Here is a 26624-nt window from a genome sequence, read left to right as displayed (position 1 = left end):
GTACCCTTCCCCGGGTGAGTCTGCCTCTGCCTCCCGGCCCGTTCGCCGCGTACCTGTTCGACTGCGACGGCACCATCGTCGACTCGATGCCGCTGCACTACCTGGCCTGGCAGCAGGCCCTGCAGGAGTGGGGCTGCGAGTTCCCGGAGGACCTCTTCTACGCCTGGGGCGGCCGGCCCACCGCCGACATCATCGTCGCCCTGAACGAGCAGCAGGGTCTGGCCATGCCGGTGGCGACAGTCGTCGAACGCCGGGAGAGCTACTACCAGGAGTTGCTGCCGCAGCTCGCCGCCGTGCCCGAGGTGCTGGCGCACATCCACGACGCGCACCGGCGGGTCCCGTTCGCCGTCGTCTCCGGCAGCACCCGCGCGTCGGTCACCGCTTCCCTGGACGCGCTCGGCCTGCTGGACCGGTTCGACGTGCTGGTCTGCGCCGACGACTACACCCGGGCCAAGCCCGACCCGCAGGCGTTCCTGCTCGCGGCGGAGCAGCTCGGCGTAACGCCGGAGTCCTGCCTGGTCTTCGAGGACACCGACCTGGGCATCCAGGCCGCGACGGCGGCCGGCATGGCTTCGGTACGCGTGCCGCAACAGCGCACGCCCTGACGTCTCAGGCGACCGTCAGCAGGAGCTTGCCGGCGTAGGACGTCTGTAGGCGCTTGTGCGCATCCCGCACCTTGCCCAGCGGGAACTTCTCCGCGACGTGCACCACGAACGGCCCGGCCTCGATGAGTTCGTTGAGGCGCTGCAACTGTCGAGGGTTCGATTCGCCGTCGTACGCGCGGACCGTGACGCCCGGCCGTTCCTGCGGCTCCGGCTGCACCCCGTGGGCGTACGCGACCACCCCGCCGTCGGCCAGCGCCTCGGTGAGCCGGTCCAGCGTTCCGCCGCCGGCCATCGCCAGGATGGCGTTCACTCCGCCCGGCGCGGCATCCCGGATCGTGGCCAGCACGTCGGTCATGTCGCCGTGGCCGTCGAGGGACACGTCGGCTCCGAGCCGGGTCACCAGCGCGACGCCGTCCGCCCCGGATGCCACAGCGATCACGTTCAGCCCCTGCCGCTTCGCCAACTGCACGGCCAGGTGGCCCTGACCACCGCTCGCACCGAAGATCAGCAGCCAGGCGCCGGCCGACAGGCTGATCGCGTCGAGCCCGGCCAACGCGGTCAGCGCGTCGGTGGGCATGGCGCCGGCATGCTCGGCTGGCACACCGTCGGGCACCTTCGCCGCGTACTCCGCCTTGACCGACGCGTACTCGGCGTAGAAGCCGCCCTTCGGGCGGGCCGTGGCGGAGACGTAGACCAGGTCGCCCACCTTCAGGCTGGTCACCTTGCTGCCGGCAGCGATGACCGTTCCGGCGCCGTCGGAGCCGGGCACGATCGGCAGCGCCGAACCCTCCGGCACCAGCACGCCCTGCCGCTCGTACGCGTCCCACACCCCGACACCCGCGCTCAAGACCTTGATCAGCACCTCGTCGTCGGCGACCTGCGGGATCGGCAGCTTCCGCAGGGTGATCACCTCCGGGCCGCCGAACTCGTCCAAGGCCGCGGCCTGCATCCGCTCTGGCACATCCCCGTCAACCATGTGGATTCCCTCTCCGTGCCGGCGTCACCGTCGCAGCATGCCGGCTGGGGGACAGTCGTGGCCCGGAGCTGAGCGTCGTTCACCCACAAGGACGAACGCCCAGGCTCGGCAGGCGTAGCCGGGGCGGGCACGGGAATGTCCGCGTACCGCGCCGGGGCGCGTCGCACTGGCCGCTGGACCGACGGAAGGGGCATCGTGCACGCTCCGTCGACGCGGGCCACGGCCTGGCTCCTGGTGGCACTCGCCGCGGCCTCCGGCTGCATCGACGTGATCTGTCTGACCAAGCTCAACGGCTACTTCGCCAGCGTGATCACCGGCAACCTCGTGCACTTCGGCCACGCGCTCGCCACGGCAGACACCCGCTCGCTCGCGGGGGCGGTGGTGGCGGTCGGCGGGTACGCGGTGGGCGTGGCCGGTGCCACCGTGCCGTTGCGCCACACCCCGCCGGGTTGGAACCGCCGTACCGCTGTGGTGACGTCGGTCGAGGCGGTGCTGCTGCTCGGCTTCACCGTGGGCTGGTTGGCCTGCTCGGCACGTCCCGGGTACGGCTTCGGGCTCGTGCTGCTGGCGATGGCGGCCGTGTCGAGCGGCATCCAGAGCGTGATCACCGTGGCCGCCGGCGTACGGGGTGCGTCGACCACCTACCTGACCGGCTCGCTCACCGAGTTGGTCAGGCGTCGCGTCGTCGACCCGCACCGGTTCGCCGACGTGGGTGGCGTCGGCCGACTGGCGGGGCTGGTGGTGGGCGCCGTGCTCGGCACTGTGGTGCTGCGTACGGCCCCGACCTGGGCATCCGTGCCGGCGGCGGTGCTGGTGGTCGCTGTGATCGCGATCGCGATCGGCCTGACCCACCGCGCGGGAACCGCCGCCGGCCGAAGCCAGCCGAGTTGACCGGAGCCGCGATCAGGAGGTCTGCGGCTCCGGGCCACGAAGCGCCTGCTCGACGGCGTCGCGTACGCGGGCGTCCTCGCGTGCCTTGCTCTGCGCCCGGTTGCGGCGCCGGTACAGGTACGCCCCGACGAGCACGGCGATCAGCACGACGATCACCAGCACCAGCATCCAGGGCAGGGCCCAGCCGTGCGCGGTGACCTGGACCGGCTTGAGCGAGGTGGTGGAGCCCGAGGCGTCGGTGAGCAGGGGTGTCACTGTCGCGATCGCGGCCAGCGAGATGGCGGGAGCCACCCCGCGTACGGGCACCGTCACGTTCCAGCTCTCGCCCGGAAGCAGCTCCGGCGGCGCGGCGACGTCCTCCGCCCGCACCCGCAGCAGGCCGAACGGGCCCGAGACGGTCACCGCCTGCTTACCGGACAGGGCCGCGTTGCCGACGTTGTGGACCTTGTAGGTGATGGTGGCGTCACCCTTGCTGAACGGGTTGGTCGGTCCGGCGTACGTCACGTGCAGGTTCTCGATCGCGAGGTTCGGCTTCAGCTCGCCGCCCACCCGCAACTTGATCCGGATGCCGAGGCGCCGGTCGACGTTGATCCCCTCAGCCTGGTCGGCCTGGGTCAGCGTGGTCAGGATGCCACCGACGTAGTCCCCGGGCGTGGCGTTCTCCGGGACGCTGACCTTGAACGGAACCGGGGCGGTCTTTCCGGGCTGGATCACGACGCTGCCGGCGTTCGGCTTCACCCAGGCGCCGATCGCGACGGACTTCTTGTCCTTGGTGAGCAGGTCGAGCTGGCCGGCGTCGGTGGTGAAGCCGTCGGCCGCGTACACGGAGAGGGTCAGCGGCGCCGGGCCGCGGTTGGCCACGACCATGGCGTCCTCGACAGCGCCACCCGGGTTGACGTTGTAGCTGTAGCTGGACCGGGCTTCGCCGTAGCCGTTGGAGGCCGTCCGGACCGTCCAGGCGACGTTACCGTCCGCGGCCAGGGCGGGACCGGCACCGACGCCGACGGCCGCGACGACGGCGAGCAGTGACAGTTCTGTCGCACGGAGGCGTGCGGCGGTCGTGGTCTTCCAGCGAGTTACGGACGGTTGCATCTCAAGTCCTTGTGGTGATCTTGATAGTGGGTGAACCGGTGGCGGGGTAGGCCCCGAAGGTGCCTACCCCGCCCAATGGAACAGTCCGGTCAGCTGCTCAGAGCAGTGATCGTGAGGGTGGTGCGGTAGCTACCCTTCGCGATGCTGTCCGGGATCTTCAGGTCCAGGTCAGCGCCGAGCTTGGCGCCGCCGCGCGGGTGACCCTGCGCGGCCGCGGCGAGCGCGCTGGAGACCGAGAGGCCCTTGCCCTGGTCGTCGAGCGACGACAGGACCGGGGCACCGGCCTCGGCGCCCGCGCCGGCGTCGAGCACGTACGGGTTCCAGCCGAGGTAGGAGCCGGAGAACTTCTTGTCGGCGTCCTGGAAGTCGCCGACGTTGGCCGAGATCGACCACGGGGCGAGCGACCGGCGGCTGTCCGACACGAGGATCGGGTTGATCTTGCCGTTGGCCTGGAAGTAGGTGCCGTTGCGCTCCTGCGCGGTACCCAGGTCGACCAGACCGTTGTAGCCGTCGATCGTCCAGCCGAACTCGCCCGGAGCCGGGTTCGGCACGTTGACCTGGATGGCCTGACCGTCACCGTGGAACGGGTGCACCGTCACCTTGTCGGTGATTGAGCCGACCGGCTGACCATCCGGGGTGTTGACGCAGGAGAGGCCCTTCTCGACGGCCGCGTTCGGCGCCGCGCAGGTGCCGCTGCGAACGTTGGCCAGGACCAGCTTGTCGCCGCGCACCTGCACCTTGACGTAGCTGCGGACGTGCTCCTGGTTCTGCGACGAGTTGTACCAGTACTTGTTCGGGTCGAGCGGGTCCGGGCCGTTGCCGCGGATGCCCGTCCCGGTGCTGTCCGGCTTCTTGATGTCGTAGTACTTCGAGCCGGAGGCCGAGTTGGCAGTCACGTAGATGACGCCGCCCGGGCCGGGGAAAACCTCGGCGGCACCCGGCTGCTCGGCCGGGTTCTCCTTCTGACCGTTCTTGATCGAGTAGCTACGGGAGTAGCTGTGGTCGTGCCCCTGCAGCACCATGTCGACGCCGAGGTTGGAGAACGCGGTGGTGAAGTCCTCCCGCCGCTGCTTGTTGTCGGTGTCGGTCGCGTGGCTGGCCGGCGAGTAGATCGAGTGGTGGTAGACAAGCACCTTCCACTTGGCCTCGGAGCCGTGCTTGTTGATGACGTCGGTGACGTACGCGACGTGCGCCGCGTCGCCGCCGGCGGAGCCGTCCGCCGGGTTGGCGTAGCTGTTGCTGTTCAGGTCGATGAACAGCACATCCTTGTGGATGAACCAGTAGTCGCCGCCGGACCGGGTCGCCTGGTCCCCGTTGTAGTACTGGGCCGAGCGGTCGGTGTTCGGGGTGAAGTGGTGCTGCTCGTAGGACTTGCCGCCGACGTCGTGGTTACCGATGGTGGCGACGAGGGGGACCTGACGCAGCTGGTCGGGGGCCAGGAACGAGGTCCACTGACCCTCGTCGTTGGCGCTCTCGACGTGGTCGCCGGCGGACACCAGCAGCTCGGCGTTCGGGTTGGCCGCGGTGGCGACCTTCAGGGTGTCCTCCCAGCCGGCCTGGTCCTTCAGCCGGTCACCGGAGGAGCCGATCTGCGGGTCGCCGAAGAACAGGAAGTCGTAGTCGCCCTCGAAGTCCTGCGTCTTGAAGGCGTACGCCGGGGACCAGCTGCCCTCGGCGCCGACCCGGTACGAGTACGCCGTGTTCTCGCGCAGGTTGCTGATCGTGGCGTGCCGGTTGAACCCGGTGGTGGAGGTGTTCGCCGCACCAACGGCGTCGAAGCTGACGGCGCCGGCCGGGAACTCGCCGTTGACGATCTCGGCGGTCGGGGCGAGCTGGATCTTCTGCGCGGTGTCGGCGGAGGAGTACCAGCTCACGATGCGCTGGGTCTCGTTGGCGCCGACGCCGAGGACCACACCGGTGATCGTGGTGGACTCGGCCGCGCTCGCGGTGGCCATCAGGCCGCTGCCGAGGGCCGCGCCCAAACCGAGGAACCCGGCTGCGACCCCGGCGACCAGGCGCCGCCGCACGAGCGCGGAGGCCCGTGTCGAGGTGCTCAATGTCATCGACATTGTTCCCTTTTCAAATAGAGAAATGGATTGTGCCTTCACCCGACGCTGGGGAAGCAATTCCACGCTTTCGCCGCCCGATGAACCAACCGTGAACGTGATCTTGCGAAAGACTGCACTTCACGAACTACTTAGCCCTACTCATGATCCGGAAATGCGCTGCACAAACCAGATCAACCCCATAATGGACACGCCCGCAGAAACAGCCCCGGTCGCCCAGAGGCCGGCTTTCGGCGCACGACGGCGCAGCACGAACAGCAGCGGGAAGATGATCGCGATAACCGTCAACTGAACGACCTCGATGCCGATGTTGAACACCAGCAGCGACCACAGCAGGGTCCACGACCACGCCTCGTCGATGCCCAGCGCGCCCGCGAAGCCCAGGCCGTGCACGAGGCCGAAGCAGAACACCACACCGAGGCGGATCCAGCCGGCCCGGTCGAGGCTGAAGTGCCCGCGCCCGGCCGTCTCCAGGTCGGTCGCGTGCTCGCCGCGCCGCCAGATCCCCCACAGGTGCCAGCCGGCGACCACCGCGATCGACAACGCGATGATCGGTTCCACGATCGCCCCGGGCACCTCGACCAGGCCGAGCGCGGCGAGCATGAACGTCACCGAGTGCGCCAGGGTGAAGCTGGTGGCCGCGAGCACGATTTCCCGAAGCCGCCGCGACCCGGCGATGAGCGCCAGCAGGAACAGGATGTGGTCGATCCCGGTCAGCAGATGCTCGGCACCCAGGAGAAAGAACTCGCCGAACCGCTCGTACCAGGCCTGCGCGGTCGAGAAGGACGGGTTGGCGGCGTCGAGCGCCGCGCTGCCCGAACGGCCGTCGATCTCGTAGGTGACGATCGTCTTCGTGCCCTTGACGTACCCCTCGCCGTCCGGGAAGAGGCCGCTGCGCACCACGTGCTCGTCGGCCCGCTCGGGGCAGGTCCAGTCGAGCAGCAGGTCCGCGTACGGCACGCCCTCGCGCTCGCCGATCGTCGCGTCACCCACCTGGGTCGGCCGGCAGGCCGCACCCCGGGAACTCACCGAGAACCGGTCGGAGACGTACCCGAGGACCGCCGCCGCGTGACTCTTCAGTGCGGCGGCCTGGGCAGCGGTGTCGCCCGCCTCGAACGCGGCGGTTCCCGCCTGGAAGAGCGGGTCGTCGTCACCGGCATCCGCGGCGGAAACGACGAGGAGGTCGTATTCGAGCTCCACCCCGGTCCGAATGTGACCCTCATCTCCCGCTGCAATTTTCGTGTACACAGTCGACGAGAAGCCGTGCGCGGAGGCCGCCTCGGAACCCAGAAACGGAACAACCGCTGCGGCGAAACCGACAGCGGCGACGATAACGGTACGGCGGATGCGGCCTGACATTCGACTCCCTTGGTTGGCCAGTGCACGTTGCATGGCGTGGGTGAACACCAACCCGCACACCGGCGAACCGCCGGAGAACAAAGTCCTCGAACGGCCGCCCACCGATTACCGGTGACTGGAACTGAGATAGGAATACGAAGAAGTACGCGCACTTTCCGCCACCATCCGGAGGACGATCACCTTGCGCCCCCCGCTTCGGGCCGTTGCCCTGCTGGCCGCGACCGCCGCGCTGGTCACCGCCTGCAACTCCAGCGACGACTGGTCCGAGCCACGTCCGGCGCCCAGCGCCATCGGCACGCTCGGCCCGGGGTTCGTCGACCCCTCCACGAAGCCCGCGCCCGAGGCGACCATCACGCCGCAGCCGGGCTCGTGGGCCGACGTCCACCCGCCGAAGGACTACCGGGTCGTCCTGCTGACCAGCGGTGCGGACAACCCGACCAAGGCCCTCGTGACGGCGGTCAAGGAGTGGGCCGACGACGAGCACGTCGACCTCAGGACGATCGTCGTCGGCAACGCGCACGACGCCGTTCCCAGCATCGCCAAGGCGATGGAGATGGGCCCGGACCTCATCGTCAGCGCGGGCAACGACCTCATCGACGGGCTCGCGCTGGTCACGCCCAACCACCTGGACGAGAAGTTCCTCGTGGTGGGCGCGGAACTGGCGGAGCCCACCCACAACGTGACAGCTGTCGACTGGGACGGCGCGTCGTTCCGCGGTGAGGGGCTCGGCATGTCCTCGACGTACGACCCGAACTCGTTCACCGCGGACCGCTGCGCGGCGGCCGTCCGGGCGGGCGTGGCCGCCGTCCTCAACGACCTGACCGGGATCGTGGTCTGGCTCTGACGCGCAGGCCCGCACGGCCCGGCGCGGAGGCTTGCGACCTCCGCACCGGGCCGGAGAGTCACGCGGCCGAGCAGGTGGGGACCATCCCCGCACCGGTGCCGGTGCCCTGGTAGCCGAACTCGGTCGACTGCCCGGCTGCGACGGCGCCGTTGTAGGCCACGTTGGTGAACCGGACCGTGCCGGTGTCGCCGCTCCGGTTGGCGCTCCAGACGCTTGTGATGCCGGCACCCGCCGGCAGTGTCATGGTGACCGTCCAGCCAGTCACCGGTGCGGCGCCGGCGGTCACCCGCACCGTGGCGACGAAGCCACCCGTCCACTGGTTGACCGACACCGCCGCCGCACAGCCAGCACCGCCCGGTGGCGGGGTGGTGGGCGGGGGCGTGGTCGGAGGCGGCGTGGTCGGGGGCGGCGTGGTCGGGGGCGGCGTGGTGGGCGGCGGCGTGGTGGGCGGCGGCGTGGTGGGCGGCGGCGTGGTCGGGCCGTCAGACAGGACCGGCGTCGGCCAGTCCCGCCAGTCGGCCAACCGGCCGAGCGCCCTGCTGGAAATCCGGATCACACCCGGCTCGTTGCCCGTCTTCAGCAGGAACTTCCGGATGTTGTTCTGCAACGGGGTACGCCACTCCGAGCGGTTGGCGCAGTGGCTCCCGTCCTGCACGTCGGACCAGTAGGTGATGTTGTCACCGGCGCCGAGCGCCTTGTAGACCTCCGCACCGCCCAGGGCCGCCACGCTCGCCGATCGGGGTCCGAGGTTGGCGATGTGCGGGTTGTCCATGATGAACAGTCCGCGTGGCGCCACCATGGCGACCATCTCGTGCGTGTCCACCGGGAGCCGGTTCGGGCTGCTGGTGAAGGAGCCGAACGCGTCGCCCAACCAGGGCTGCTCCCCGTACGCGCTGCTCAGGCTCTGCGCGCCCTCGCCGGGAATGCCGCGGAAGATGGGGACGCCCGCGCTGCCCGACTCGATCGGCATGGTCAGGGCGATGCGCTGGTCGAACACACCGATCGCGAAGGCGCCCTTGCCGTAACGGGAGCAACCGGTGACGCCCATCGCGTCCGCCTTGAGGATCCTGCCGTCGGACTGCTCGATGACGTCGATGATCCGGCTCACGCCCCAGCCCCAGGCAGCGAGCAGTCCCGTGCTGCTCGACGAGCCGTAGATGCTGTAGAACGCGCCCTGCTTGTTGTTCCGAGGAGTGCCCTCGCGCCCGACAGCCAACGGGTCGTAGCTGATCACGGCAGCGCCGGCGGCCTTGATGGTGGCCGTGTCCGCGCCGAACCCGCCGACGACCACGACGGCCGGGAAGGGACCGGTGCCGCTGGGCAGCTCGACCCGCGCCGAGAAGCTGGAACTCCTGCCGCTGTGTGACACGTTGACTGTGACGTTGCTGTTGGACACCGTCCCCGTGACGGTCGCGGGCTTGGCGGGCTTGTCGCCGAAGACGAACTTCTCCGCCAACTCCTTGATCTCGGCCCGGCGACAGCGCCAGTCGGACTTCGAGGTGATGGTTTGGCCGTTCAGCTTCTTGAAGGGGTCGGGAAGCTTGGCGTTGGTGGGCAGCGAGCCCAGGTCCGGCAGACCGGACACCACGCAGTCGGCGCCTTCGTCCTCCACTGCCGCGGCCAGCGGGCCCACGGCGGCTTGGGCGTTAATGGTTCGTGTTGCTACCGATACCGATCCGGCGACCGTGAGCGCTGCTACCGCAAGCGCGACGACCACCGAACGGGTCCTAGAGCGGCCCGAGCTGATGATCACGGGGCTCTCCTTCCGAGTGGTAATGGAAAGGAAGGAACGAGACGTAATCGAAGATCACGAATGCCAGCCAGGTAAAGCTTGGGCGCTTCGATCGTCAGGTGTCAATATTTTGCCGAAACTTTCGACACCTCCCGCCCCCTCAGGCGAGTCTTCGACCCCCGCCGCCGGGCATCTCCGCCTGCAGGAGCGCGGGTGGGAGCACGGGTCGCCCCGCACCAGGTATCGGAAAGGTTTCGACAATCAACGCGGGGCAGGCCCGCGATCCTGGAACTCGTACGTGGTGGTGAGTCCCTCGGGCAGGTCGGGGACCAGGGCGTTGGTGCCGTCGACCACCTGGACGTAACGCTTGCCCTGGAAGATCGAGTAGCTGCCGTCGGGAACCTGATCGATCCGGAAGAGCTGCGTCGAGGCGGCGGCATCACATGCCCGTCCGCGTACGCTGCCCGGCGCGGCGTCGTGCACGGCGGTCATGCAGATCGCGTTGGCACCGGACGCCAGGAGGATGCGGTACCTGTCGCCCTCGGGGCGCAGCACCCACAGCGCCCGGTCATCGATGCCCTGTTCGGTGGTGGCCCGCACCTGGTCGCCGTCGCTGTCGATCGCCAACGTGGCTCCACGCATGCCGGGCAGCACGATCTGGACCTGCCGCCGGCCGCCGAGGATCTCCTGCGGTCCCGCCGGGGCGGTCGCGGACGGGACCACGGGCGGCGCGACCTGGGTGGCCGGGCCGACGTCCGGCGTCTCGACGGTGTTCCGCGGCTGCAACAGGGTGGTGCCAGCGGCGATGGTCACCACGGCCAGCCCCGCCGCGCCGACGGCCGCCCGGCGCCGCCGACGCCTGTCGCTGCGGTGCCGCAACGTCTGCGCCCCCGGCAGCGTGGCGACTCGCCGGACCTCGTCCACGATCGCGGTGAGATCGTCGCGCGGATCAGCCATGGGAGGTCTCCTCCTGGTGCGCATCGGTCAGCAACCCGGCCATCGCTCTCCGACCACGGGCGAGGTACGTCTTCACGGTCCCGACGGGAGCCTGCATCTCGGCCGCCACCTCCGCGACGCTGAGATCGTTGAGGTGGTGCAGCACGACGGCCCGCCGCTCGTTGGCGCTCAGCCGTTGCAGCGCCTGCAACAGTGCGACGTGGTCCTCGTTCAGTCCGGGCACGCCCTGGTCGACAGCGGCCCGGCGGTGTGCGCGTACCCGGTTGAATGCCTTGCGCCAACTGCTCACCGCGATCCGGGAGGCCACCCGGCGGACCCACGCCTCCGGACTGTCCGTCTCCCGCACCGTCCGCCACCGCTGCCAGGCCCGCATGAACGCCTCGGCGACGGCGTCCTCGGCCTCGGCACGGTTGCCGGTGAGCGCGTACACGTGACCCACGACCCGACCCGCGCAGGCCGCGTAGAGGGCGTCGAACTCTTCGGCGTCACGCATCCGACAGGTGCCCTCCCATGCCTCGTCCCCTGGTCACCGCCGCATGGAACTCGCCCGGGTGGACCTGTCGCGTCGGCGCGGGGCGGGATTGTGGCCTCTGTCACACCGGAGTGATCAACCTGACGACCTGGCCAGGCGTCATCGTGCCGACCCGGGAGACGCCCGTGGCGGAGAGGACGATGTGCGACGACGGCAACGACGCGCCCTGACAGCCGGCGTACTCGCGACCGCGCTGGTTGCGGCGGGCCTGACCGCCCAACCGGCGAACGCGCAGGAGAGCCCGGCGGCCACCGCTCCCGGCGCCACCGGAACGTTCACCCTGATCACCGGGGACCGGGTCTCGCTGGACGCGGCGGGTCGCCCGCAGATCCAGCGCGGGCCGGGTCGGGCCGCCATGCGGTTCGTGAGCAGCCGGGAGGACGGTCACCAGTACGTCGTCCCGGTGGACGCGATGCCACTGGTGCGGGACGGGCGGCTCGACCGGCGCCTGTTCGACCTCACCACGCTCGGCGAGTTCGGCTACGACGACCGGGCGGCCGAGCTGCCGCTGCTTGTCGCGTACCCCGAGAACATGGCGGCGCGGGCGCGGACCGCGACCACCGGGGGTGCCGGGCGGGTGCGGGCCGACCTCCCGGCCGCGCACGCGCTCGCGGTCCGGGCGGACCGCGACGACCGGGTGACGCTGTGGGCGTCGCTCACCCGGGGTACGCCGTCCGCGCGCACCCTCACCGCCGGGGTCACCCACATCTGGCTGGACGGCAAGCGCAAGGTCTCCCTCGATCGCAGCGTTCCGCAGATCGGTGCCCCGGCGGCCTGGCAGGCCGGTTTCGACGGCACCGGCGTGACCGTCGGTGTGCTGGACACCGGGATCGACGCCAGTCACCCCGACTTCGCCGGCCACCTCACCGAGGTCCGGGACTTCACCGGTGGCGACGACCCGAGCGACGCGGTCGGCCACGGCACCCACGTGGCGTCGACGATCGTCGGCAGCGGCGCCGCCTCCGGTGGCAGGTATCGCGGGGTCGCGCCGGGGGCGAAGCTGCTCGTCGGCAAGGTCTGCGCCACCACCGAATGCCAGGACTCGGACATCATCACCGGCATGCAGTGGCTCGCGCCGCAGGCCCCTGTGGTCAACCTGAGCGTGGGCGGCGACGACGCGCCCAGCCTGGATCCGCTGGAGACCGCGGTCCAGGAGCTGAGCCACAGGTACGGCACCCTCTTCGTGGTCGCGGCCGGCAACGAGGGGAAGCCGAAGTCGGTCTCCTCGCCGGCCTCCGCCGACGACGCACTCGCCGTCGCCGCCGTCGACGCCGACGACCAGCGGGCCTACTTCTCCAGCCGGGGCCCGCGCGTCGGCGACAACCACATCAAGCCCGAGATCAGCGCGCCGGGCGTCGACATCGTGGCCGCCGCCCCCGGCGGCGACTACGCCACCATGTCGGGTACGTCGATGGCGACCCCGCACGTGGCCGGCACCGCCGCGATCCTCGCCGGGCAGCACCCGGACTGGACCGGCCCGCAGCTCAAGGCCGCCCTGATGGACTCGGCCAAGCCGACCGGCGAGGACACCATCTACGAGCAGGGCGCCGGCCGGGTGGACATCGCCCGCGCGGTCGCCCAGCCGGTCGCCACCGACATCGCCGCCATCGACTTCCCGGTGCAGCGTTGGCCGCACGCCGACGACAGCCCGATCACCCAGGTCGTCGGCTACCGCAACACGGGCACCGCGCCGGTCACCCTGACGTTGGCCATCGCCCCGGCCCCGGCCGGCATGCTCACCGTCAGCCCGGCCACGCTCGTGGTGCCGGCCGGCGGCCGCGCCGAGGCGACGATCACTGTGGACACCCGGGTGGACACTCCGGACGGCGTCTACCAGGGGGCGCTGACCGCGACCGGCGCCGGCGACCTGCGGGTACGGACGCCCTTCGTGCTGAACCGTGAGATCGAGAGCTACGACGTACGGCTCAACCACACCGGGCGCGACGGCAAGCCGGCCACCGAGTACACGACAGTGGCGGCGAACCTGACCACCGGCGAGTTCAGCACCCTCGCCGCGACACCGGGCGGCGGCGTCCTGCGGCTGCCCAAGGGTCGGTACGCGTTGTACAGCACCATCCACGAGGGTGGCGTGTCGACCCTGCTCGCACAGCCGGTCCTGGACGTCCGCGGCCCGGTCACCGAGGCGGTCGACGCCCGTAGCGCCAAGCCTGTCGCGTTGACAGTGCCGCAGCACGACGCTGCGCCGATATCGATCAACGTGAGCGCCAACTGGGACGACGGCATGCGCTACCCGGGGGTCCAACTCAGCGGCGTGTCCTTCGCTGACGTCTTCTTCGGTCGGATCGGGCCCGCCGTCGCGGCACCCGAGTTCACCGCCACGCTGGGCGTCGGGCTCGCGCGACCGGGCAAGGACCGCACCTTCCGGAACAGCCCCTACACCTATGACCTGGCGTACGTCGGCACTGGCGACATGTTCACCGGCCTGACCAGGAAGCTGTCACCGAAGAACCTGGCCACGGTCAAGACGACCTACCGCAGCCAGTCCACGACGACGACGGCCACCCGGTTCCACCGCGCGTCGGCGCCCGGAGGCTCGGGCCCGATCGGGTCGAACACGCCTGTCGACCTGCCGTTCAAGGGCACCGAGTACTACAACACCGACGGCGGCATCGTCTGGACGTCCACGTTCGTCGAGGGCGACAACTCCACGACGCAGGATTCGACAGTTACGTCGGGGCGGACGTACACCCAGACCTGGAACGCGGCGCCGTTCGGGCCCACCGTGACCCAGGCCCCGACCCTGTCACCCCTGGGGTACGCGGGCCGCGACGGCGACACCATCTCGATCGCGTCGGTGCCCCTGTTCGGCGACGCGGCCGGTCGCCCCGCGAGCCGCGACGACCAGCCGGTGCGGTTCCGGCTGCTGCGCGACGGTAAGGAGATCGGCACCTCGGACAGCGCGTGGGCCGAGTTCGCGGTGCCCGCCGGGAAGGCCAGCTACCGCCTGGAGGCGTCCGCCACCCGAGGCGCCCCGGACACCCTGTCGACGTCGGTCTCGGTGGCCTGGACCTTCACCTCCGCGCACACGACGTCGCCGCAGCGGTTGCCCCTGACGACGGCTCGCCCGACACCCGTGCTCGACGACACCAACACGGCACGGACCGGCCGGATCATGGCAATCCCGGTGGCGTTGGACCGGCAGGCCGGCTCGAAGGCCGCGCCCAACCGCACGCTCGGGGTGTCGGCGTCGTTCGACGACGGCCGGACCTGGGTCGCGTTGCCGGTGCTCCGGAACGTCGCTCTCATCGTTCACCCGCGGCGGGCCGGATTCGTGTCGCTGCGACTGACGGCCACCGACACCGCCGGCAACACGGTCACGCAGACGATCCAGCGGGCCTATCGGATCGCCTGACGCCCGACCCGGGTCGGGGCGGCGGGCTGCCGGAGCCGCCGCCCCGACGCCCGTCCCCGCGCGGTGACCGAGGACACGGTGCACCGACTCCGCGGAGAGGGTGGAATCAGTGGTGTGAGCAGAGAAGGCACCGGCGAGTGACGTCGTGAGGTCCACCTTTTCGACAGGCGATCCGGGTTCGCCCAGCGCTGGCACGACGCCCGCGGCGAACGAACCGATACGGTCGACGGCCGCCCATCGGCAGCGCTGGGCGGTGGAGACCATGGCTGTCGCGCCCGACGACCGGGTGCTGGAGATCGGCTGCGGTCGGGGAGCTGCTGTCTCCCTGGTCGCCGACCAACTCACCACCGGCCGGATCGTCGCCATCGACCGCGCCGCGACGATGGTGCGACTCGCGACCCAACGGAACCTGAGCCACATCGACGCCGGCCGAGCCGAGATCCGGCGCGCCGGGTTCGAGTCCGCCGACCTTCCGACTGACCACTTCACCAAGATCTTCGCGGTGAACGTCAGCCTCTTCTGGTTGGGCGACGCGGCGCAGCAGATCGCTCGGATGCGCAGCCTGCTGGTGCCGGGAGGGCGGCTCTACGTCTTCGGCGAGCGACCCACCGATGCGCACGCCACCGCGAACCTCACCGCGGCCGAACTGCTGCTCGAAGCCCACGGTTTCGCCACGACCACATCGAGCGCCACTCGTGGTCAGGGCCGGGTGCTGACCTGTGTCACCGGCACGCCTGTCGAATGATCTCGGGCGTGACCACACCGGCGAAAATGAGCCGGGCGGGCTCGGCGTGACGCCGAGCCCGCCCGTTCCGGGTCAGTCGAGCTTGATCAAATCGTGTCAGCGCTGCAGGGTCAGCAGACCCGGCCGGTACGGCAGCAGGCCGTAGTCCACGCCGTCAGAGCTGGGGGAACGACCCTGGTACAGCAACTGCAGGTTGCAGGCGTCGACCGTCATGGTCTGGTCGGCGTTGGTGCGCAGCAGCTCACCGTGGCTGATGTCGTTGGTCCAGGTAGCACCACTGTTGATCTTGCCGGCGAACGGGTTGCTCTGGGACGCGGCCTGCGGCGTCCACGAACCGTTCAGGCTGGTGGCCGTGAACGAACGGAAGTAGCGGCCCGTCGAGCCGATCGCCTCGACGATCATGAGGTACTTGTTCAGGCCCTGCAGCTTGTAGACCTGAACGGCCTCGAACAGGTTGTTCGTCGTGTCGCTCATGATGGTCGTGTAGCTGCTGCCGAAGTTGCCCGGGAAGTTCCCGATCGGCATGCTGGCCCGGTAGATCTTGCCGTTGTCGCCGGCGAAGAAGAGGTACATGTTCGTACCGTCACCGATGACCGTCTGATCGATCGGACCGGTACCGGAGCCGGTGATGCTTCCGGTGAACAGCGGCTGCGCCGCGGACCAGCCGTTCGGGTTGGTGGGGTTGGTCGAGGTCCGGTAGGAGAACGCCGTGCCACCCCACTGGTAGGTGAGCACCCAGATGTTCTTCGGCGCGAAGTAGAAGAGCGACGGCGCGACAGTCCCGGAGTTCATCGTGTTCTGGCTGGCCGAGGCCATCTGCGAGTAGTTCGTGAAGAGGCTGAAGTTCATCGAGCCCCAGCTGCTCCCGAAGTCGTGCGTGGTGGCGTAGACCAGTTGCTGGCCGTTGTAGGGGGCGACGGTGAAGTCCTTCAGGGACACCCAACCCGACTTCGGGTTCGCCAACACCCCGGTGGAGGACCACCGGTACGTCGAGGGAAGGTCACACGTGCCACCCGGCGGCGGCGTCGTCGTCGGCGGCGGCGTGGTTCCGTCGACGCGGACGAACTGCCACTGCTGGTTGGTGCCGTTCCAGTCGTCGTACTGCACGATGTTTCCGCCGTCGGCGGTCGAGGCGCCCTGCACCTCCATCACCTTGTTGCTGTTCCGGTTGATCAACCGGACGTAGCCGCTGTCCGAGTCGGCCAGCCGGAACTGCTGGTTGGTGCCGTTGAGGTCACTCCACTGCACGATGCTGCCGCCGTTGGCGGTCGAGAAGCCCGACACGTCCAGCACCTTGCCGGACAGCCGCGACTTCACCCGGTAGTAGCCACCACCGGAGTCGACGAACTGCCACTGCTGCTGGTTGCCGTTGTTGCGGGCCCACTGGGTGATCCGGGCGCCGTCATTCGTGGCCAGGTTGTAGACGTCCAGGGCCTTGCCGCTGTTGCGGTTGACCAACACGTACCACGCGTTCGTGTCGACCGACGCCGCGGCGGCGGGTGACGACACCACCGCTACGGCGGCGCCACCGACCATCAGAGCCGCCGCGCTGGCGGCGACAAGGCGGGGCAACCACCAACGTCGCCGTCGCGACGGCGTTGCGATCGATGGAGACCTATCGAGGGCAGACATGATCCTCCTCCAGTGACCAAGAGCCGAACGGCCTGCCCGAGGGTGGGCGTACCGCGACGCGTGGCCGAGCGCGCAGGCGTCAGAAAGTTAGCGTTAACAAGACGCCGGCGCGCTGTAGCGCACGCCTGATTCGAGATCGACGAGGCAGGGCTTGCCCGGAAAGCCAAGGTGTCGTCGTCCTTAGGCATCGACTGTGAGCGATAACATGCCGTTCGTCAAGACGTAACGTGCTGGGAACATCAGTCGCTAACGGGCCGCGGATCTTGGCGCCGGGCGTCTTCAACCGACTTCCCGCAGGCATCGCCCCGGATCCCCGGCGCAGACCACAGTTGCGCCCTTGAGGAGGCACCGCGCGCGCGTTAACATCGACGTTTGCGCATTGCTCTCGGTGCCGACGAACTCAGCCCGGCGCGTCCACCGAGTGAAGCGCCGTCGATGTCAACAGCCGATCCCTCGGACCACTTCCGTCGCCTTCAGGCGACGGGGTACGCCCGAGTCAGACCGCGCCTCGGTCGACCAGGCTGAACGTGGTGTCGAGCGGGGCGTCGCCGAGAAACTCGACGAAGATCTCCTTCTTGGTCGGGCTCCACTGCACCGGGCCGTGCTCCTCGTTGATGATGGAGTAGGAGGCGCGCCCCTTGTCGTCCCTGCCCTCACGGAAGATCGTGAACAGGGTTGCCTTGGTGGGCCGACAGCCGGCTCCCACCAGCGACTTGTACCCCTCTGAATCGACCTTGACCCCAAGGCACGGTCGGTGGGCGATCTCCGGGTTGGTGGACTTGATCATGTAGTCGACACCTACCGGTTCGAGCACGAAGAGGGCATCCTTGCCGGTTCCGTTCCCGACCTTGACTTCACCGTGCGACGGCAGCGACAGGTCACCGTCGATCTCCACCACGTGCAGCAGGAATCGCCGCTGACCGGCCAGCATGCCCTGGGTCGGGTCCACGCTTGCCGACGGTGACGCGGTCGGCTTACCCGATGCGGGCGTGGACGCGGTGACCGGCGGCCCGCTCGTCACCGGGCTACCACTCGGCGTCGAGCCGGCCGGGTCCGGTTTGGACTGCCCGCGCAGCAGTTGCGGGCCGAACAGGAAAGCGGGCACCAGCACCGCGATCACCGCAGCCGTCGCCCCCAGTGCGGTGAGCCATCCCCGCCTGCGGGAGGCCACCCGACCGGCCGTGGCCAGACCCGGTGACATCGACGGCTGGCCCTGGCCATCACCACCGGCGGCGGGCGACGCACTCGCCGTCGGCATTGCGCCCAGGAGTTGGGCCGGCCCGCCGGCAGCCCCCGGAGTCGCTGCGGTCAACAACGCGTCGAGCAACTCCCGAGCGGTGGGCCGAGCAGCGGGATCCTTCTCCAACGTCCGGGAGACCAACTCCCGCAACGGCCCGCCGAGCCCGGTCAGGTCCGGCGGTTGAGTCAGGATCCGCATCGCGGTGGCGGTAGCGGAATCACCCCCGAACGGGCTGCGGCCGGTCGCGGCGTGGGCGACCAGGGCACCCCAGGCGAAAATGTCCGCGGCCGGGCCCACCGGACGGCCGGACGTCGTATCGAACCGCTCCGGAGCCATGTACGAGACGGTCCCGACCATGTGATTGGTCCGGGTGTGCTGGCTCGTCGCCTCGAACGCGCGGGCGATGCCGAAGTCGATGACCTTGATCCCACCCGGTGCGACCAGGACGTTCGCCGGCTTCAGATCACGGTGGATCACCCCGGCCCCGTGGATGGCAGTGAGCGCGGTGGCCACCCCGACCGCGATGCTGTGCAGTTGCGCCGCCCCCAGCGGCCCCTGTTCCCGGACCACCTGGGCCAGACTGGGGCCCTCGACGTACTCCACCACCAGGTACGGCGGGTCATGGTCCGGGTCCGCGTCCAGGACCTCGGCCGTGCAGAACGGCGGAACCTGGCGGGCGCGGTTCACCTCACTACGGAACCGCCCCCGGAACTCCTCGTCGTGCGAGAGCTCCGGACGGACGACCTTGACCGCCACCCGCCGCCCCTGCGGCGAGCGGGCCAGGAAAACAGTGCCCATGCCGCCATCGCCGAGCCGGTCGAGCACCTCGTACCCACCGAGGCGTGCCGGGTCACCGGGACGCAACCTGACGCTCACGCCGCGATCACCGCGCGAACCGTTCCGCCTATCACCCGTTCCCCTTAGGTCACTCCGATGCCGGCCGCAGCCTATCGTCTGCTCACCGAGCCCCGTCGATGCCGTCCACGAGTGGGGCCACGACCGGAGCTTCGGACAGGTTCCACCACGCCGCGCTGCCGGCCAGCTCGGGCCCGGTGGTCGGATCATCTGCGATCCGACCACCCGGCGCGACCGCACGAGCTATCGGCGGCTCCACTGCTGGTTGGCCTGGCCTGTGCAGGTCCAGAGAACGAGCTTCGTACCGTTGCCGGTGCCCACGTTGTAGGGGTCCAGGCAGAGGCCGGACTGCACACCGGTGATGGTGCCGTTGGCGTTGACGTTCCACTGCTGGTTCGTTCCGCCGTGGCAGTCGTAGATGGTGACCAGGGTGCCCGGGGAGGTGCCATAGCCTGCGGCGTCGAGGCACTTGTTGCCGTACACGGTCAGCGCCTTGCCGCTCGTGTAGGTCCACTGCTGATTGGTGCGGCCGTGACAGTCCCACAACTGCACCTGGGTGCCGTTGGTCGTCGAAGAGCCGGGGACGTCGACGCAACGACCGGACAGGGTGCCCACGATCGCGTTGGTCTGCCCACCACCGCTGCCCGGGTCGCCGATGCTGCCGGGCACCGACTGCAACGCGCTGTACCAGCGGGCAGCCATCTTGTCGTAGCCGCCGGACGTGGGGTGGACACCGTCGATCAGGTCGGCGGTGGTGAGGGCGCTGTGCATGTCGACCAGGCGTACCCGCTTGCCGGCGTTCACCTTGCTCTGCACGATGCCCGGGATCGCCGCGTTGAAGGTACGGGCGGCCGCCTCCTGGTTGCTGTTGGAGAGCGGGATGATCTGCGCGACGAACACTTCCGCGTTCGGCGCTGTGGTGGTGATCCGGTCGATCAGGGTGGAGAGCCGGTTCGGCGCGGTGCTCACGTTGTAGTTCTGCAGGATGTCGTTGGTGCCGATGTGCAGCAGGACGGTCTGCGGCCGTTGGGTGTTCAGCCAGCCGACGATGTTGGCGTCGATCTGGTCGATGCGCCAGCCGGGATGCCCCTGGTGGTCGTGGTCACCCAGGCTGGCAGGCCCGTTGAACTGCGACCCGACGAAGTCGACTGTGTATCGGCCGTTGACGAGGCGCTGCCAGAGCCCGATGCGGTACCCGCCCGGCACCTGGGTGCCCTCGGTGATGGAGTCGCCGAGAGGCATCACCCGCACCCCGCCGTTGGATTCCGCGTTGGCCGGACCCGTCGAGGTCAGCACCCCGGCGAGAACGACACCGAGTGCGGCGGTCGCCGCGAGCCATCTTGCCCTCGTACGCATAGATTTCTCCCCTGCGGTGGTAGTGCTGGCCGAGGAGTCAAGCCGTCGCGACCGCCGCGACATCGGCATGACGATGCCGTCGCAGCACTGGGACGGATTGTTAACGCTAACAGCGATTCTTGTAAATTCTTGTCGCTCGTCTGGTCTACGTCAAGCGACCGGGTAGGGGCAGATGAGCATGGTGATTCCGTCGGGACGGCAGTGGCACGCACCCCGAATGTAGGCTTTTTTCACCTAACACCGTTTATGCGAGTAACGCTCGACTACGTTCGCCTTGGTGGCGACAACCGATTTGTCGCCTTCTGCACCGACTGTGACGTGCGGAGCCATGGTGTACGGAGAAGGGCTAGGTAGCTCGATGTCCAACTATCTACACCCGAACATGAGCGAAGTAGCGGCAGGTCAGGCCCCTCTGCCGAAGAGGCGGCGGGCGCGCTGGCTCGTCGCCGGCGTGGCCGGGTTGGCCGGAGTGGTCGGCCTGGCCGCCTTCACCCCGGTGGGAGTGAGCGGGGCGCCCGGGAAGAGCGACGGCAACACCGGTACGCAGCTCCTCGCCGACGGCAGCCGGGGCGGCGGTGACGACCACGGAGGCCAGGACCCGGGCGGCCGCGACGGCAAGGACCACAAGAAGGACAACGACCATCGGGACAGCAGGGGCGACGACTTCCGGTCCGTACCCTGCAACGCCGACGAGCTGATCGCGGCGATCGTCCGCGCGAACGCCGGCTCCGGGGCGAAGCTCCGGCTCGCCGAGAAGTGCACCTACACGCTCACCAGGTCCGCACCCCAGCCACCGGTGCCCTTCGGTGCGGTCGGCCTGCCGATCATCACCCAGCAGGTCGTGATCGACGGGAACGGGTCCACAATCGTCCGCGCGGCCAACGCCACCCCGTTCCGGATCCTCGAAGTCGGAGCCGGCGGCGACCTGACGCTGCGGGACGCGACCATCAAGGGCGGCCAAGCCGACGGTGGGGTTGGCGCCGGCGGCGGTGGCATTCGGGTCGACATCGGCGGCAGGGCCACCATCGAGAACACCGACGTGGTCTACAACCACACCAACGGCCCGGGCGGTGGTATCGCCAACTTCGGCGTCACGAAGATCCTCGGCGGGAACGACCACGACAAGGACAAGAAGAAGGACGGCGGCAGCAACATCAGCAACAACAGCGCCCTGTTCGACGGCGGAGGCGTCCACAACAACGGCAACCTCACCGTGCAGAACACCCGGCTGAGCTACAACAACACGATCGGGGTCTTCAGCATCACGCCTATCGGCGGTGCGGGTGGCGGGCTGTCCAACAGCAGCGTCGCCGTCCTCGACAAGGTCCACCTGGACAACAACACCGCGGGCTTCCGCGGCGGTGGTATCCGCGGCGGCATCAACTCCACCACCGAGGCCAAGAACATCGAAGTCAACGACAACCGAGCCGGCAGCGAGGGCGGCGGAATCTTCACCGACGGCGTCTTCCAGCTCAAGCACGGCAAGATCCACCACAACGAAGCCGGCCAACGCGGCGGCGGTGTCTTCAACCAGATCGGCCAGTTCGTGGCCGAAGAGACCCGGATCAGCGAGAACATCGCCAGTACGAACAGCACCATCGAACACGGCGGCGGCCTTTACAACGGCAGCGGCACCGTCGTACTGCGGCGCAGCCACGTCGACCGGAACCGGGCCATCGGCTCCAGCTCCCAGGGCGGCGGCATCTACAACAACAGCACGCTCACCCTCACCGAAAGCAAGGTCACCGACAACATCTCCATCCTGGCACCCGGCGGGATCTTCAACGATGGCGGCCAGGTCACCGTGGACCAGAAGACGGCCATCAGCGGCAACCGGCCCACGAACTGCACACCCAGTTCGCCCCCGGTGCCCAACTGCTTCGGCTGATCATCCGATCGCCCCGGCACTCGGGTAGCAAGAGGTAGGCATCCGGTCCCGCACAGGTTCGATCAAGAAGATCGGACCTGCGGCGGGACCGGATGCCGTCCACCAGCGTCACCGTGATCGCGGTGGCGGTGTCGCGTTCGGTTCCTACTTCCAGTCGGGCAACTGCGGCAGAGGGCCAGCCGGCTCGACAGTGAGACCGTCGCCGTTCCCGCGCCCAATCAGCCACGCCAGGAGAACACTCGCCTCACCCCGGACCGTCCTGGTCGGTCGGGTGCCGAACTGGTGGGCCGTGTCCTCGTCCTCCCCCCGGACGACCAGTCGGAGGTCGGGAACCTCCGGTCGGTCCCGCAGGTCGTCGACAACACCGGGCAACTCGGCCTGGACGAACCATTCCGGCCACTCTCGCGGCCCGTATCCGGCGTCGAGGTCAACGTGATGGATCTCCAGTTCACGGAGCCGGCTGGGCACGACGTCGTTGACGCTGCGTTGCTCATCGCCGAGCCAACGGACGGTTCGCCCCCAGCAGTCGGCGGGATGGTCCGCGATGGCCGCGCGCAGTCGCTCGTCCGCGGCCCGGAAGTCCGCCGTGAGTTCCGAGAGGCTCCGGCGCGCCCACTGCTGGATCTCCCGGTCCCGGTAGGCCTCGTCCGGGTACTGGGGGATCGCCCGGCCGGTCCGAGCCGCTTCGAGGAGCCGAACCCGGGAGTCAGCACCTCTGCTGAGGTGGGCCAACACGTGCGCACGACTCCAGCCCGGCAGACGGGACGGGCCGCGCAGCTCATCCTCATCCAGCCGGTCGACCGTCGCCAGCACCCGGCTGCCGGCCTGGGTGACACGCGCCAACAGGCTGTTGAGGGAATCCGCGAAGGCGGGGGCGGGCATGACGCCACCATACTGAGTTGCCCAAGGGCGCGGCCGGACCGGTGCGTCCCGCGTGGTCATCGCCTATCAGGCGGAACGGCCCGGTCAGATCCCGTACCGGGCGCTCATCGTTCTCACTGCCTCATCCACAGCCTGCTCGATCGCGGACTGCCCGGGTGCCCAGTCGGGGAGCAGAAGCGTGGGCCAGAAGACGAAGTTGGAGATCATTCCGAGGAACTGAGTGGCGGCGAGGTCGGGGGCGTCGACCTTCGCGGATCCGGCGCTGTGCGCGGCGGCCAGATAACGGCTGACCGACTCGAAGTAGGGCATTTTTCCCTGGCTGAATTGAGCTTCCCCGAGCTCGGGAAAACGGGGCAGTTCCGCGATGACGATGCGGAACAGCGCGGTCATCCCAGGGCGGGTGAGCAGTTCCACGTACCGGTGACCGATCGTGGTCAAGCCGGTCTTCAGATCCTCGACCGACGGCTCCGGGCCACCGGAGTCCTCGACCTGCCATGACTCGGTCACGATCGCGTCGAAGAGCGCGCCCTTCGTCGGGAACTGCTTGAAGAGGGTGGCCTTCGAAACCCCGGCTACTTCGGCGATCTTGGCGAGCGAGGTTCCGTCGTAGCCGGAGGCCAGAAACAGGCCGGTGGCGGCCTTGAGGATGGCCGCGCGCTTCTCTTCGGCCACACGCCGGTGGTACGCCGAGGGTTCGGTGCTCATGGGCTCCAGTATGCCCGGTGGCGAGGTGAGTCACTTGACCCACCTCTACCCTGGCCCGTAGTCTTCGATGGCGAGGTGAGTCGGTCAGCTCACCAAGGACCCCCTCTTCAAAGGACGCGCCATGCCACGCTTCACCAACCAGACCGCCCTGATCACCGGCGGCACCGGAGGACTCGGCGAGAGCCACGTCCGGGCGTACCACGCCGAGGGCGCGAAGGTCGTCATCGGCAGCACGGCGGGAGGCCTGAGCAAGGCCACGGAACTGGCCGCGGAACTGGGCGAACGCGCCCTCGCGGTCCGGCTGGACGTCGCCCACGAGGACGACTGGGCGGCCGCCGTCGCCGCGGCAGAGCGGACCTTCGGCAGGGTGACGATCCTGGTGAACAACGCGGGCGTCCAGAATCCCGCCACCACGATCGAGTCCACCGACGTGGCCCTCTGGGACCGCACCCTCGCGATCAACGTGACCGGGCAGTTCCTCGGCATCAAGACCGTCACCCCGGCGATGCGGCGGGCCGGCGGTGGCGTGATCGTGAACATCGGCTCGACGATGGGGTACGGCGGCACTGCCCTCTACGCCTCATATGTCGCGAGCAAGTGGGCGATCCGGGGCTTGACGCTGAGCGCCGCGCTCGAGCTGGGCCGGGACAACATCCGGGTGAACGCCATCCACCCCGGGGTCGTCTCGACCAAACTGATCCACGAGCCGGCCGCACCCGGCGAGCGGCCGATCTCGGACTTCTACGACCCGGAGCCGTTCGCGATTCCGCGCCTGGGCGACCCTGCCGACATCAGCGCGGCGCTGCTCTACCTCACGTCGCCGGAGGCGTCGTTCGCGACCGGGACCGAACTGGTGCTCGACGGCGGCTTGCTGCTGGGCCCGGCGCTGCCGATCGGCGTCGCCTGATCATTGACCCCATACGGCGGGCACTGGAGCTCATTTCACTACTTCGGAAACGAACTCGCTCGGCGGCGGATCGAAAAGAGTCATGACGAGCGCAACTGTGCTGAGGAATGCGCTTCCAAGCGCTAGCACCAGCGAAGGGACAAACGCGGATGGCGGCGGGAGCCACCCGCCGAGGACCCAGGGTGTTGCGATGATAAAGAGCACAGCTACGCTCGACACGGCCTCATTTACCGCGAGCGCGATCGACAAGCGCGAGCTGCGGCTCCGTAGAATTCGAAATAAGGAATCGGCAGACGCAGCGACCAGCAGGGCGCCGAGCACAACGAACGCCAGCGTACCCCAGATCGGATCAAGATTGGCGAGCGCCAGTGGCACGACGAGCGGCAGCCCGGTCAACAGGAAAACGCCCCGCACCCCCGAGCGCACGTACCGGTCAGCCCCGGACTGGCGAGCGCGACGCTGCCCTGAGTCCAGATAAAAGAACACGCCCACGAGAAACGTGCCGAAAAGCGTGGCTGCGATTTCTGCGAGGCCGACCAGGAACTCCTCGTTGACTTCCCGCATCTCGATCAAGCTCCTTACGGCTCACCAACCTCAAGCGGTGCACCACCAGTGAACCTAGTCGGACATTTCACGTAGCGGGGGAGCGTTGTCGCCGTCGTACACCAAGCAGGCCGCCGAGACGCGGAGACGGTGTCGCGGATCTGCGCCGAGCACGGCACCGCATCGCGGGCCCTGACCGTCTGGCAGGACGAGTGCGGACCTGGCCCAGACGCGCACCCGTTCGCGCCACCTTGCTACGACGAACGGGCCGTTCCCGAACTGACCTGCCGGATCACCCACCTCGTCAAATCCGGCAACGGTGGTACTAGGGCTGGACGTCGTTGGAAAGGTTGATCCGGATCTCCGTGTTGCGGTATCCGGCGCGACCGAAAGCGGCCGCCATGGGCGCGTTGCCCATGTCGGTGGTGGCGGTGATGCGCGACTCCCCGTTGGTCGCGTGAAGGCGGGTGATCTCGGCGAGCACCTCGTCCACGTAACCGCGCCCGCGGAACTCCGGCACCACCCCGAGATAGCCGACGTTCACGTTGTACGGAGTCGCGGAGGGAATCGCCATGCCCGCCACCTCACCCTCGCGCGTGTAGGCGATCCGCCACCACTCCCGCTTGCCCGGCGCCCCGAGATAGAAGTCCATCTCCTCGCGCGCGGTCGCGTCCACACCCTTGGCGGCCAGGCTCGCACGGGTCTGGGCATCCAGGCTGCCCTCGGCGATTCTCCTGAACACCGCGAGGAACTCCTCGTCGGAGGCCTCGGTGAACCGCAGCCTGCCGGCCGCGGGGGGCACCCCGTCGGCGGGTGCCCACTCGAACTGCAGCCGCTCCACCTCGCGGGTGAGGCCCGCCGCATGCGCCGCCGCCCGCCGCCACTGCACGGCCTCCAAGATGACCGGATCGTCACGCCAGCCACCGGTGACCTTGATCATGTACTCCACCGGCTCCGGGAACCCGGCCAGCGCGGCCCTGATGAGCTCGGCGGCGACGGCGGCACGGTCGCCCACTGCTGGATCCACGTCGAGGCAGTCGAGCGCGACCGGATGCGGGCTGCCCTTCGGCCCCCACCACAATGCCCGTCCCACGACCTGGCCGTCGTGCTCGGCGATCCATGTCCATTCCGGCCGGTACATGTCCTCGGCCAGTTCGGCCAGGTAACGGTCGGCGGGGATCCACCCAACGGGCTCGGTCACGATCCACGGGGTCACGCGGTCGAGGTCCGCGGGGGCGGTAGCGCGGTAGGAGATCACGTGCTGAGGCTAGCGAAGCCCAGCACCGAGGCTGCGGAGGCGCTGTCCATCGGTCGTACCGCTGTGTTCGAGCTGATGCGCCCCCGCCTCCTCGACGATTCGGACCGGCTCCCTCACGGAACTCCGGTCGTACTTCTTGCGCTTCTGGAAGTTGTCGGTCCTGATTGTCGACGTCGCTAGCCTCAG

General features: G+C 69.1%; 21 protein-coding genes. 7 read left to right on the top strand and 14 right to left on the bottom strand.

Annotation, left to right across the window (positions count from 1 at the left end; genetic code table 11):
- Nucleotides 1–14: 14 nt before the first annotated feature.
- A complete protein-coding gene (locus tag IW248_RS26180; protein ID WP_196929071.1) occupies nt 15–605 on the top strand; it encodes an HAD family hydrolase in 591 nt (196 codons plus the stop codon).
- A gap of 4 nt (nt 606–609) precedes the next feature.
- Here IW248_RS26180 and IW248_RS26175 read toward each other — a convergent pair whose 3' ends face one another.
- A complete protein-coding gene (locus tag IW248_RS26175; RefSeq protein WP_196929070.1) occupies nt 610–1581 on the bottom strand; it encodes an NADP-dependent oxidoreductase in 972 nt (323 codons plus the stop codon).
- A 195-nt stretch (nt 1582–1776) separates the two neighbouring features.
- Here IW248_RS26175 and IW248_RS26170 point away from each other — a divergent pair, with 195 nt between their 5' ends.
- Nucleotides 1777–2472, top strand: a complete 696-nt coding sequence (locus tag IW248_RS26170) for a YoaK family protein (protein ID WP_307788243.1) — start codon at nt 1777–1779, stop codon at nt 2470–2472.
- A gap of 12 nt (nt 2473–2484) precedes the next feature.
- Here IW248_RS26170 and IW248_RS26165 read toward each other — a convergent pair whose 3' ends face one another.
- The 3 genes from IW248_RS26165 to IW248_RS26155 form a co-directional block, all read right to left on the bottom strand.
- Complete coding sequence (locus tag IW248_RS26165; RefSeq protein WP_196929068.1) at nt 2485–3564, bottom strand: COG1361 family protein; 1080 nt, start codon at nt 3562–3564, stop codon at nt 2485–2487.
- A gap of 89 nt (nt 3565–3653) precedes the next feature.
- Complete coding sequence (locus tag IW248_RS26160) at nt 3654–5627, bottom strand: purple acid phosphatase family protein (RefSeq protein WP_196929067.1); 1974 nt, start codon at nt 5625–5627, stop codon at nt 3654–3656.
- Nucleotides 5628–5771: 144 nt separating this feature from the next.
- Nucleotides 5772–6830 carry a HupE/UreJ family protein gene (locus IW248_RS26155; protein WP_307788242.1) on the bottom strand — a complete coding sequence of 353 codons (1059 nt, stop codon included), beginning with the start codon at nt 6828–6830 and terminating at the stop codon, nt 5772–5774.
- Nucleotides 6831–7170: 340 nt separating this feature from the next.
- On the opposite strand from IW248_RS26155, the gene IW248_RS26150 reads away from it, so the two are divergent.
- On the top strand, nt 7171–7833 hold the full coding sequence (locus IW248_RS26150; protein ID WP_196929065.1) for a type 1 periplasmic-binding domain-containing protein: 663 nt from the start codon (nt 7171–7173) through the stop codon (nt 7831–7833).
- A gap of 58 nt (nt 7834–7891) precedes the next feature.
- On the opposite strand, the gene IW248_RS33270 is transcribed toward IW248_RS26150, so the two are convergent.
- The 3 genes from IW248_RS33270 to IW248_RS26135 all read right to left on the bottom strand — a co-directional run bounded on the left by IW248_RS33270 (nt 7892) and on the right by IW248_RS26135 (nt 11015).
- Nucleotides 7892–9586 (bottom strand): glucuronyl esterase domain-containing protein, encoded by a 1695-nt coding sequence (locus tag IW248_RS33270; RefSeq protein ID WP_307788241.1) that lies wholly within the window; start codon nt 9584–9586, stop codon nt 7892–7894.
- Between the two features lie 240 nt (nt 9587–9826).
- Nucleotides 9827–10522 carry a hypothetical protein gene (locus IW248_RS26140; protein ID WP_196929064.1) on the bottom strand — a complete coding sequence of 232 codons (696 nt, stop codon included), beginning with the start codon at nt 10520–10522 and terminating at the stop codon, nt 9827–9829.
- Entirely contained in the window at nt 10515–11015 is a 501-nt protein-coding gene (locus IW248_RS26135; RefSeq protein WP_124822440.1) for a sigma-70 family RNA polymerase sigma factor, read from the bottom strand. The genes IW248_RS26140 and IW248_RS26135 overlap by 8 nt, the downstream gene beginning before the upstream one ends.
- A 181-nt stretch (nt 11016–11196) precedes the next feature.
- Between IW248_RS26135 and IW248_RS26130 the strand changes: the two genes are divergently transcribed.
- Both IW248_RS26130 and IW248_RS26125 read left to right on the top strand, forming a co-directional pair.
- On the top strand, nt 11197–14427 hold the full coding sequence (locus IW248_RS26130) for a S8 family peptidase (RefSeq protein WP_196929063.1): 3231 nt from the start codon (nt 11197–11199) through the stop codon (nt 14425–14427).
- Between the two features lie 145 nt (nt 14428–14572).
- A complete protein-coding gene (locus IW248_RS26125; RefSeq protein ID WP_307788239.1) occupies nt 14573–15172 on the top strand; it encodes a class I SAM-dependent methyltransferase in 600 nt (199 codons plus the stop codon).
- A gap of 96 nt (nt 15173–15268) precedes the next feature.
- Here IW248_RS26125 and IW248_RS26120 read toward each other — a convergent pair whose 3' ends face one another.
- From IW248_RS26120 to IW248_RS26110, 3 genes are all read right to left on the bottom strand, one after another.
- Nucleotides 15269–16804, bottom strand: a complete 1536-nt coding sequence (locus IW248_RS26120; protein WP_196929061.1) for a non-reducing end alpha-L-arabinofuranosidase family hydrolase — start codon at nt 16802–16804, stop codon at nt 15269–15271.
- A 496-nt stretch (nt 16805–17300) separates the two neighbouring features.
- Nucleotides 17301–18920, bottom strand: a complete 1620-nt coding sequence (locus tag IW248_RS26115) for a serine/threonine protein kinase (RefSeq protein ID WP_196929060.1) — start codon at nt 18918–18920, stop codon at nt 17301–17303.
- 222 nt (nt 18921–19142) lie between these two features.
- Entirely contained in the window at nt 19143–20255 is a 1113-nt protein-coding gene (locus IW248_RS26110; RefSeq protein ID WP_196929059.1) for a ricin-type beta-trefoil lectin domain protein, read from the bottom strand.
- Between the two features lie 358 nt (nt 20256–20613).
- Here IW248_RS26110 and IW248_RS26105 point away from each other — a divergent pair, with 358 nt between their 5' ends.
- Nucleotides 20614–22143 carry a hypothetical protein gene (locus tag IW248_RS26105; RefSeq protein WP_196929058.1) on the top strand — a complete coding sequence of 510 codons (1530 nt, stop codon included), beginning with the start codon at nt 20614–20616 and terminating at the stop codon, nt 22141–22143.
- A gap of 144 nt (nt 22144–22287) precedes the next feature.
- On the opposite strand, the gene IW248_RS26100 is transcribed toward IW248_RS26105, so the two are convergent.
- Both IW248_RS26100 and IW248_RS26095 read right to left on the bottom strand, forming a co-directional pair.
- Nucleotides 22288–23025 (bottom strand): maleylpyruvate isomerase family mycothiol-dependent enzyme, encoded by a 738-nt coding sequence (locus tag IW248_RS26100; protein ID WP_196929057.1) that lies wholly within the window; start codon nt 23023–23025, stop codon nt 22288–22290.
- An 84-nt stretch (nt 23026–23109) separates the two neighbouring features.
- Nucleotides 23110–23730, bottom strand: a complete 621-nt coding sequence (locus IW248_RS26095; RefSeq protein WP_196929056.1) for a TetR/AcrR family transcriptional regulator — start codon at nt 23728–23730, stop codon at nt 23110–23112.
- Nucleotides 23731–23851: 121 nt separating this feature from the next.
- Between IW248_RS26095 and IW248_RS26090 the strand changes: the two genes are divergently transcribed.
- Nucleotides 23852–24637, top strand: coding sequence for a glucose 1-dehydrogenase (locus tag IW248_RS26090; protein WP_196929055.1), 786 nt, complete (start codon nt 23852–23854; stop codon nt 24635–24637).
- Between the two features lie 30 nt (nt 24638–24667).
- On the opposite strand, the gene IW248_RS26085 is transcribed toward IW248_RS26090, so the two are convergent.
- A complete protein-coding gene (locus IW248_RS26085) occupies nt 24668–25201 on the bottom strand; it encodes a hypothetical protein (RefSeq protein WP_196929054.1) in 534 nt (177 codons plus the stop codon).
- Between the two features lie 304 nt (nt 25202–25505).
- On the bottom strand, nt 25506–26438 hold the full coding sequence (locus IW248_RS33785) for a GNAT family N-acetyltransferase (RefSeq protein ID WP_307788237.1): 933 nt from the start codon (nt 26436–26438) through the stop codon (nt 25506–25508).
- Between the last annotated feature and the right edge of the window lie 186 nt (nt 26439–26624).

The sequence above is a fragment of the Micromonospora ureilytica genome (assembly GCF_015751765.1).
GTDB classification, from domain to species: domain Bacteria; phylum Actinomycetota; class Actinomycetes; order Mycobacteriales; family Micromonosporaceae; genus Micromonospora; species Micromonospora ureilytica.
The sequence above is the reverse complement of the archived record's forward strand: the minus strand, read 5'-3'. Positions and strand labels throughout refer to the sequence as shown.

What these genes read in the sequence shown, in the direction of transcription:
- IW248_RS26165 (WP_196929068.1), bottom strand. Translation starts at nt 3,564, where the DNA reads ATGCAACCGTCCGTAACTCGCTGGAAGACCACGACCGCCGCACGCCTC.
- IW248_RS26175 (WP_196929070.1), bottom strand. Translation starts at nt 1,581, where the DNA reads ATGGTTGACGGGGATGTGCCAGAGCGGATGCAGGCCGCGGCCTTGGAC.
- IW248_RS26085 (WP_196929054.1), bottom strand. Translation starts at nt 25,201, where the DNA reads ATGCGGGAAGTCAACGAGGAGTTCCTGGTCGGCCTCGCAGAAATCGCA.
- IW248_RS26100 (WP_196929057.1), bottom strand. Translation starts at nt 23,025, where the DNA reads ATGCCCGCCCCCGCCTTCGCGGATTCCCTCAACAGCCTGTTGGCGCGT.
- IW248_RS26110 (WP_196929059.1), bottom strand. Translation starts at nt 20,255, where the DNA reads ATGCGTACGAGGGCAAGATGGCTCGCGGCGACCGCCGCACTCGGTGTC.
- IW248_RS26160 (WP_196929067.1), bottom strand. Translation starts at nt 5,627, where the DNA reads ATGACATTGAGCACCTCGACACGGGCCTCCGCGCTCGTGCGGCGGCGC.
- IW248_RS26095 (WP_196929056.1), bottom strand. Translation starts at nt 23,730, where the DNA reads ATGAGCACCGAACCCTCGGCGTACCACCGGCGTGTGGCCGAAGAGAAG.
- IW248_RS26090 (WP_196929055.1), top strand. Translation starts at nt 23,852, where the DNA reads ATGCCACGCTTCACCAACCAGACCGCCCTGATCACCGGCGGCACCGGA.
- IW248_RS26135 (WP_124822440.1), bottom strand. Translation starts at nt 11,015, where the DNA reads ATGCGTGACGCCGAAGAGTTCGACGCCCTCTACGCGGCCTGCGCGGGT.
- IW248_RS26140 (WP_196929064.1), bottom strand. Translation starts at nt 10,522, where the DNA reads ATGGCTGATCCGCGCGACGATCTCACCGCGATCGTGGACGAGGTCCGG.
- IW248_RS26120 (WP_196929061.1), bottom strand. Translation starts at nt 16,804, where the DNA reads ATGTCTGCCCTCGATAGGTCTCCATCGATCGCAACGCCGTCGCGACGG.
- IW248_RS26105 (WP_196929058.1), top strand. Translation starts at nt 20,614, where the DNA reads ATGTCCAACTATCTACACCCGAACATGAGCGAAGTAGCGGCAGGTCAG.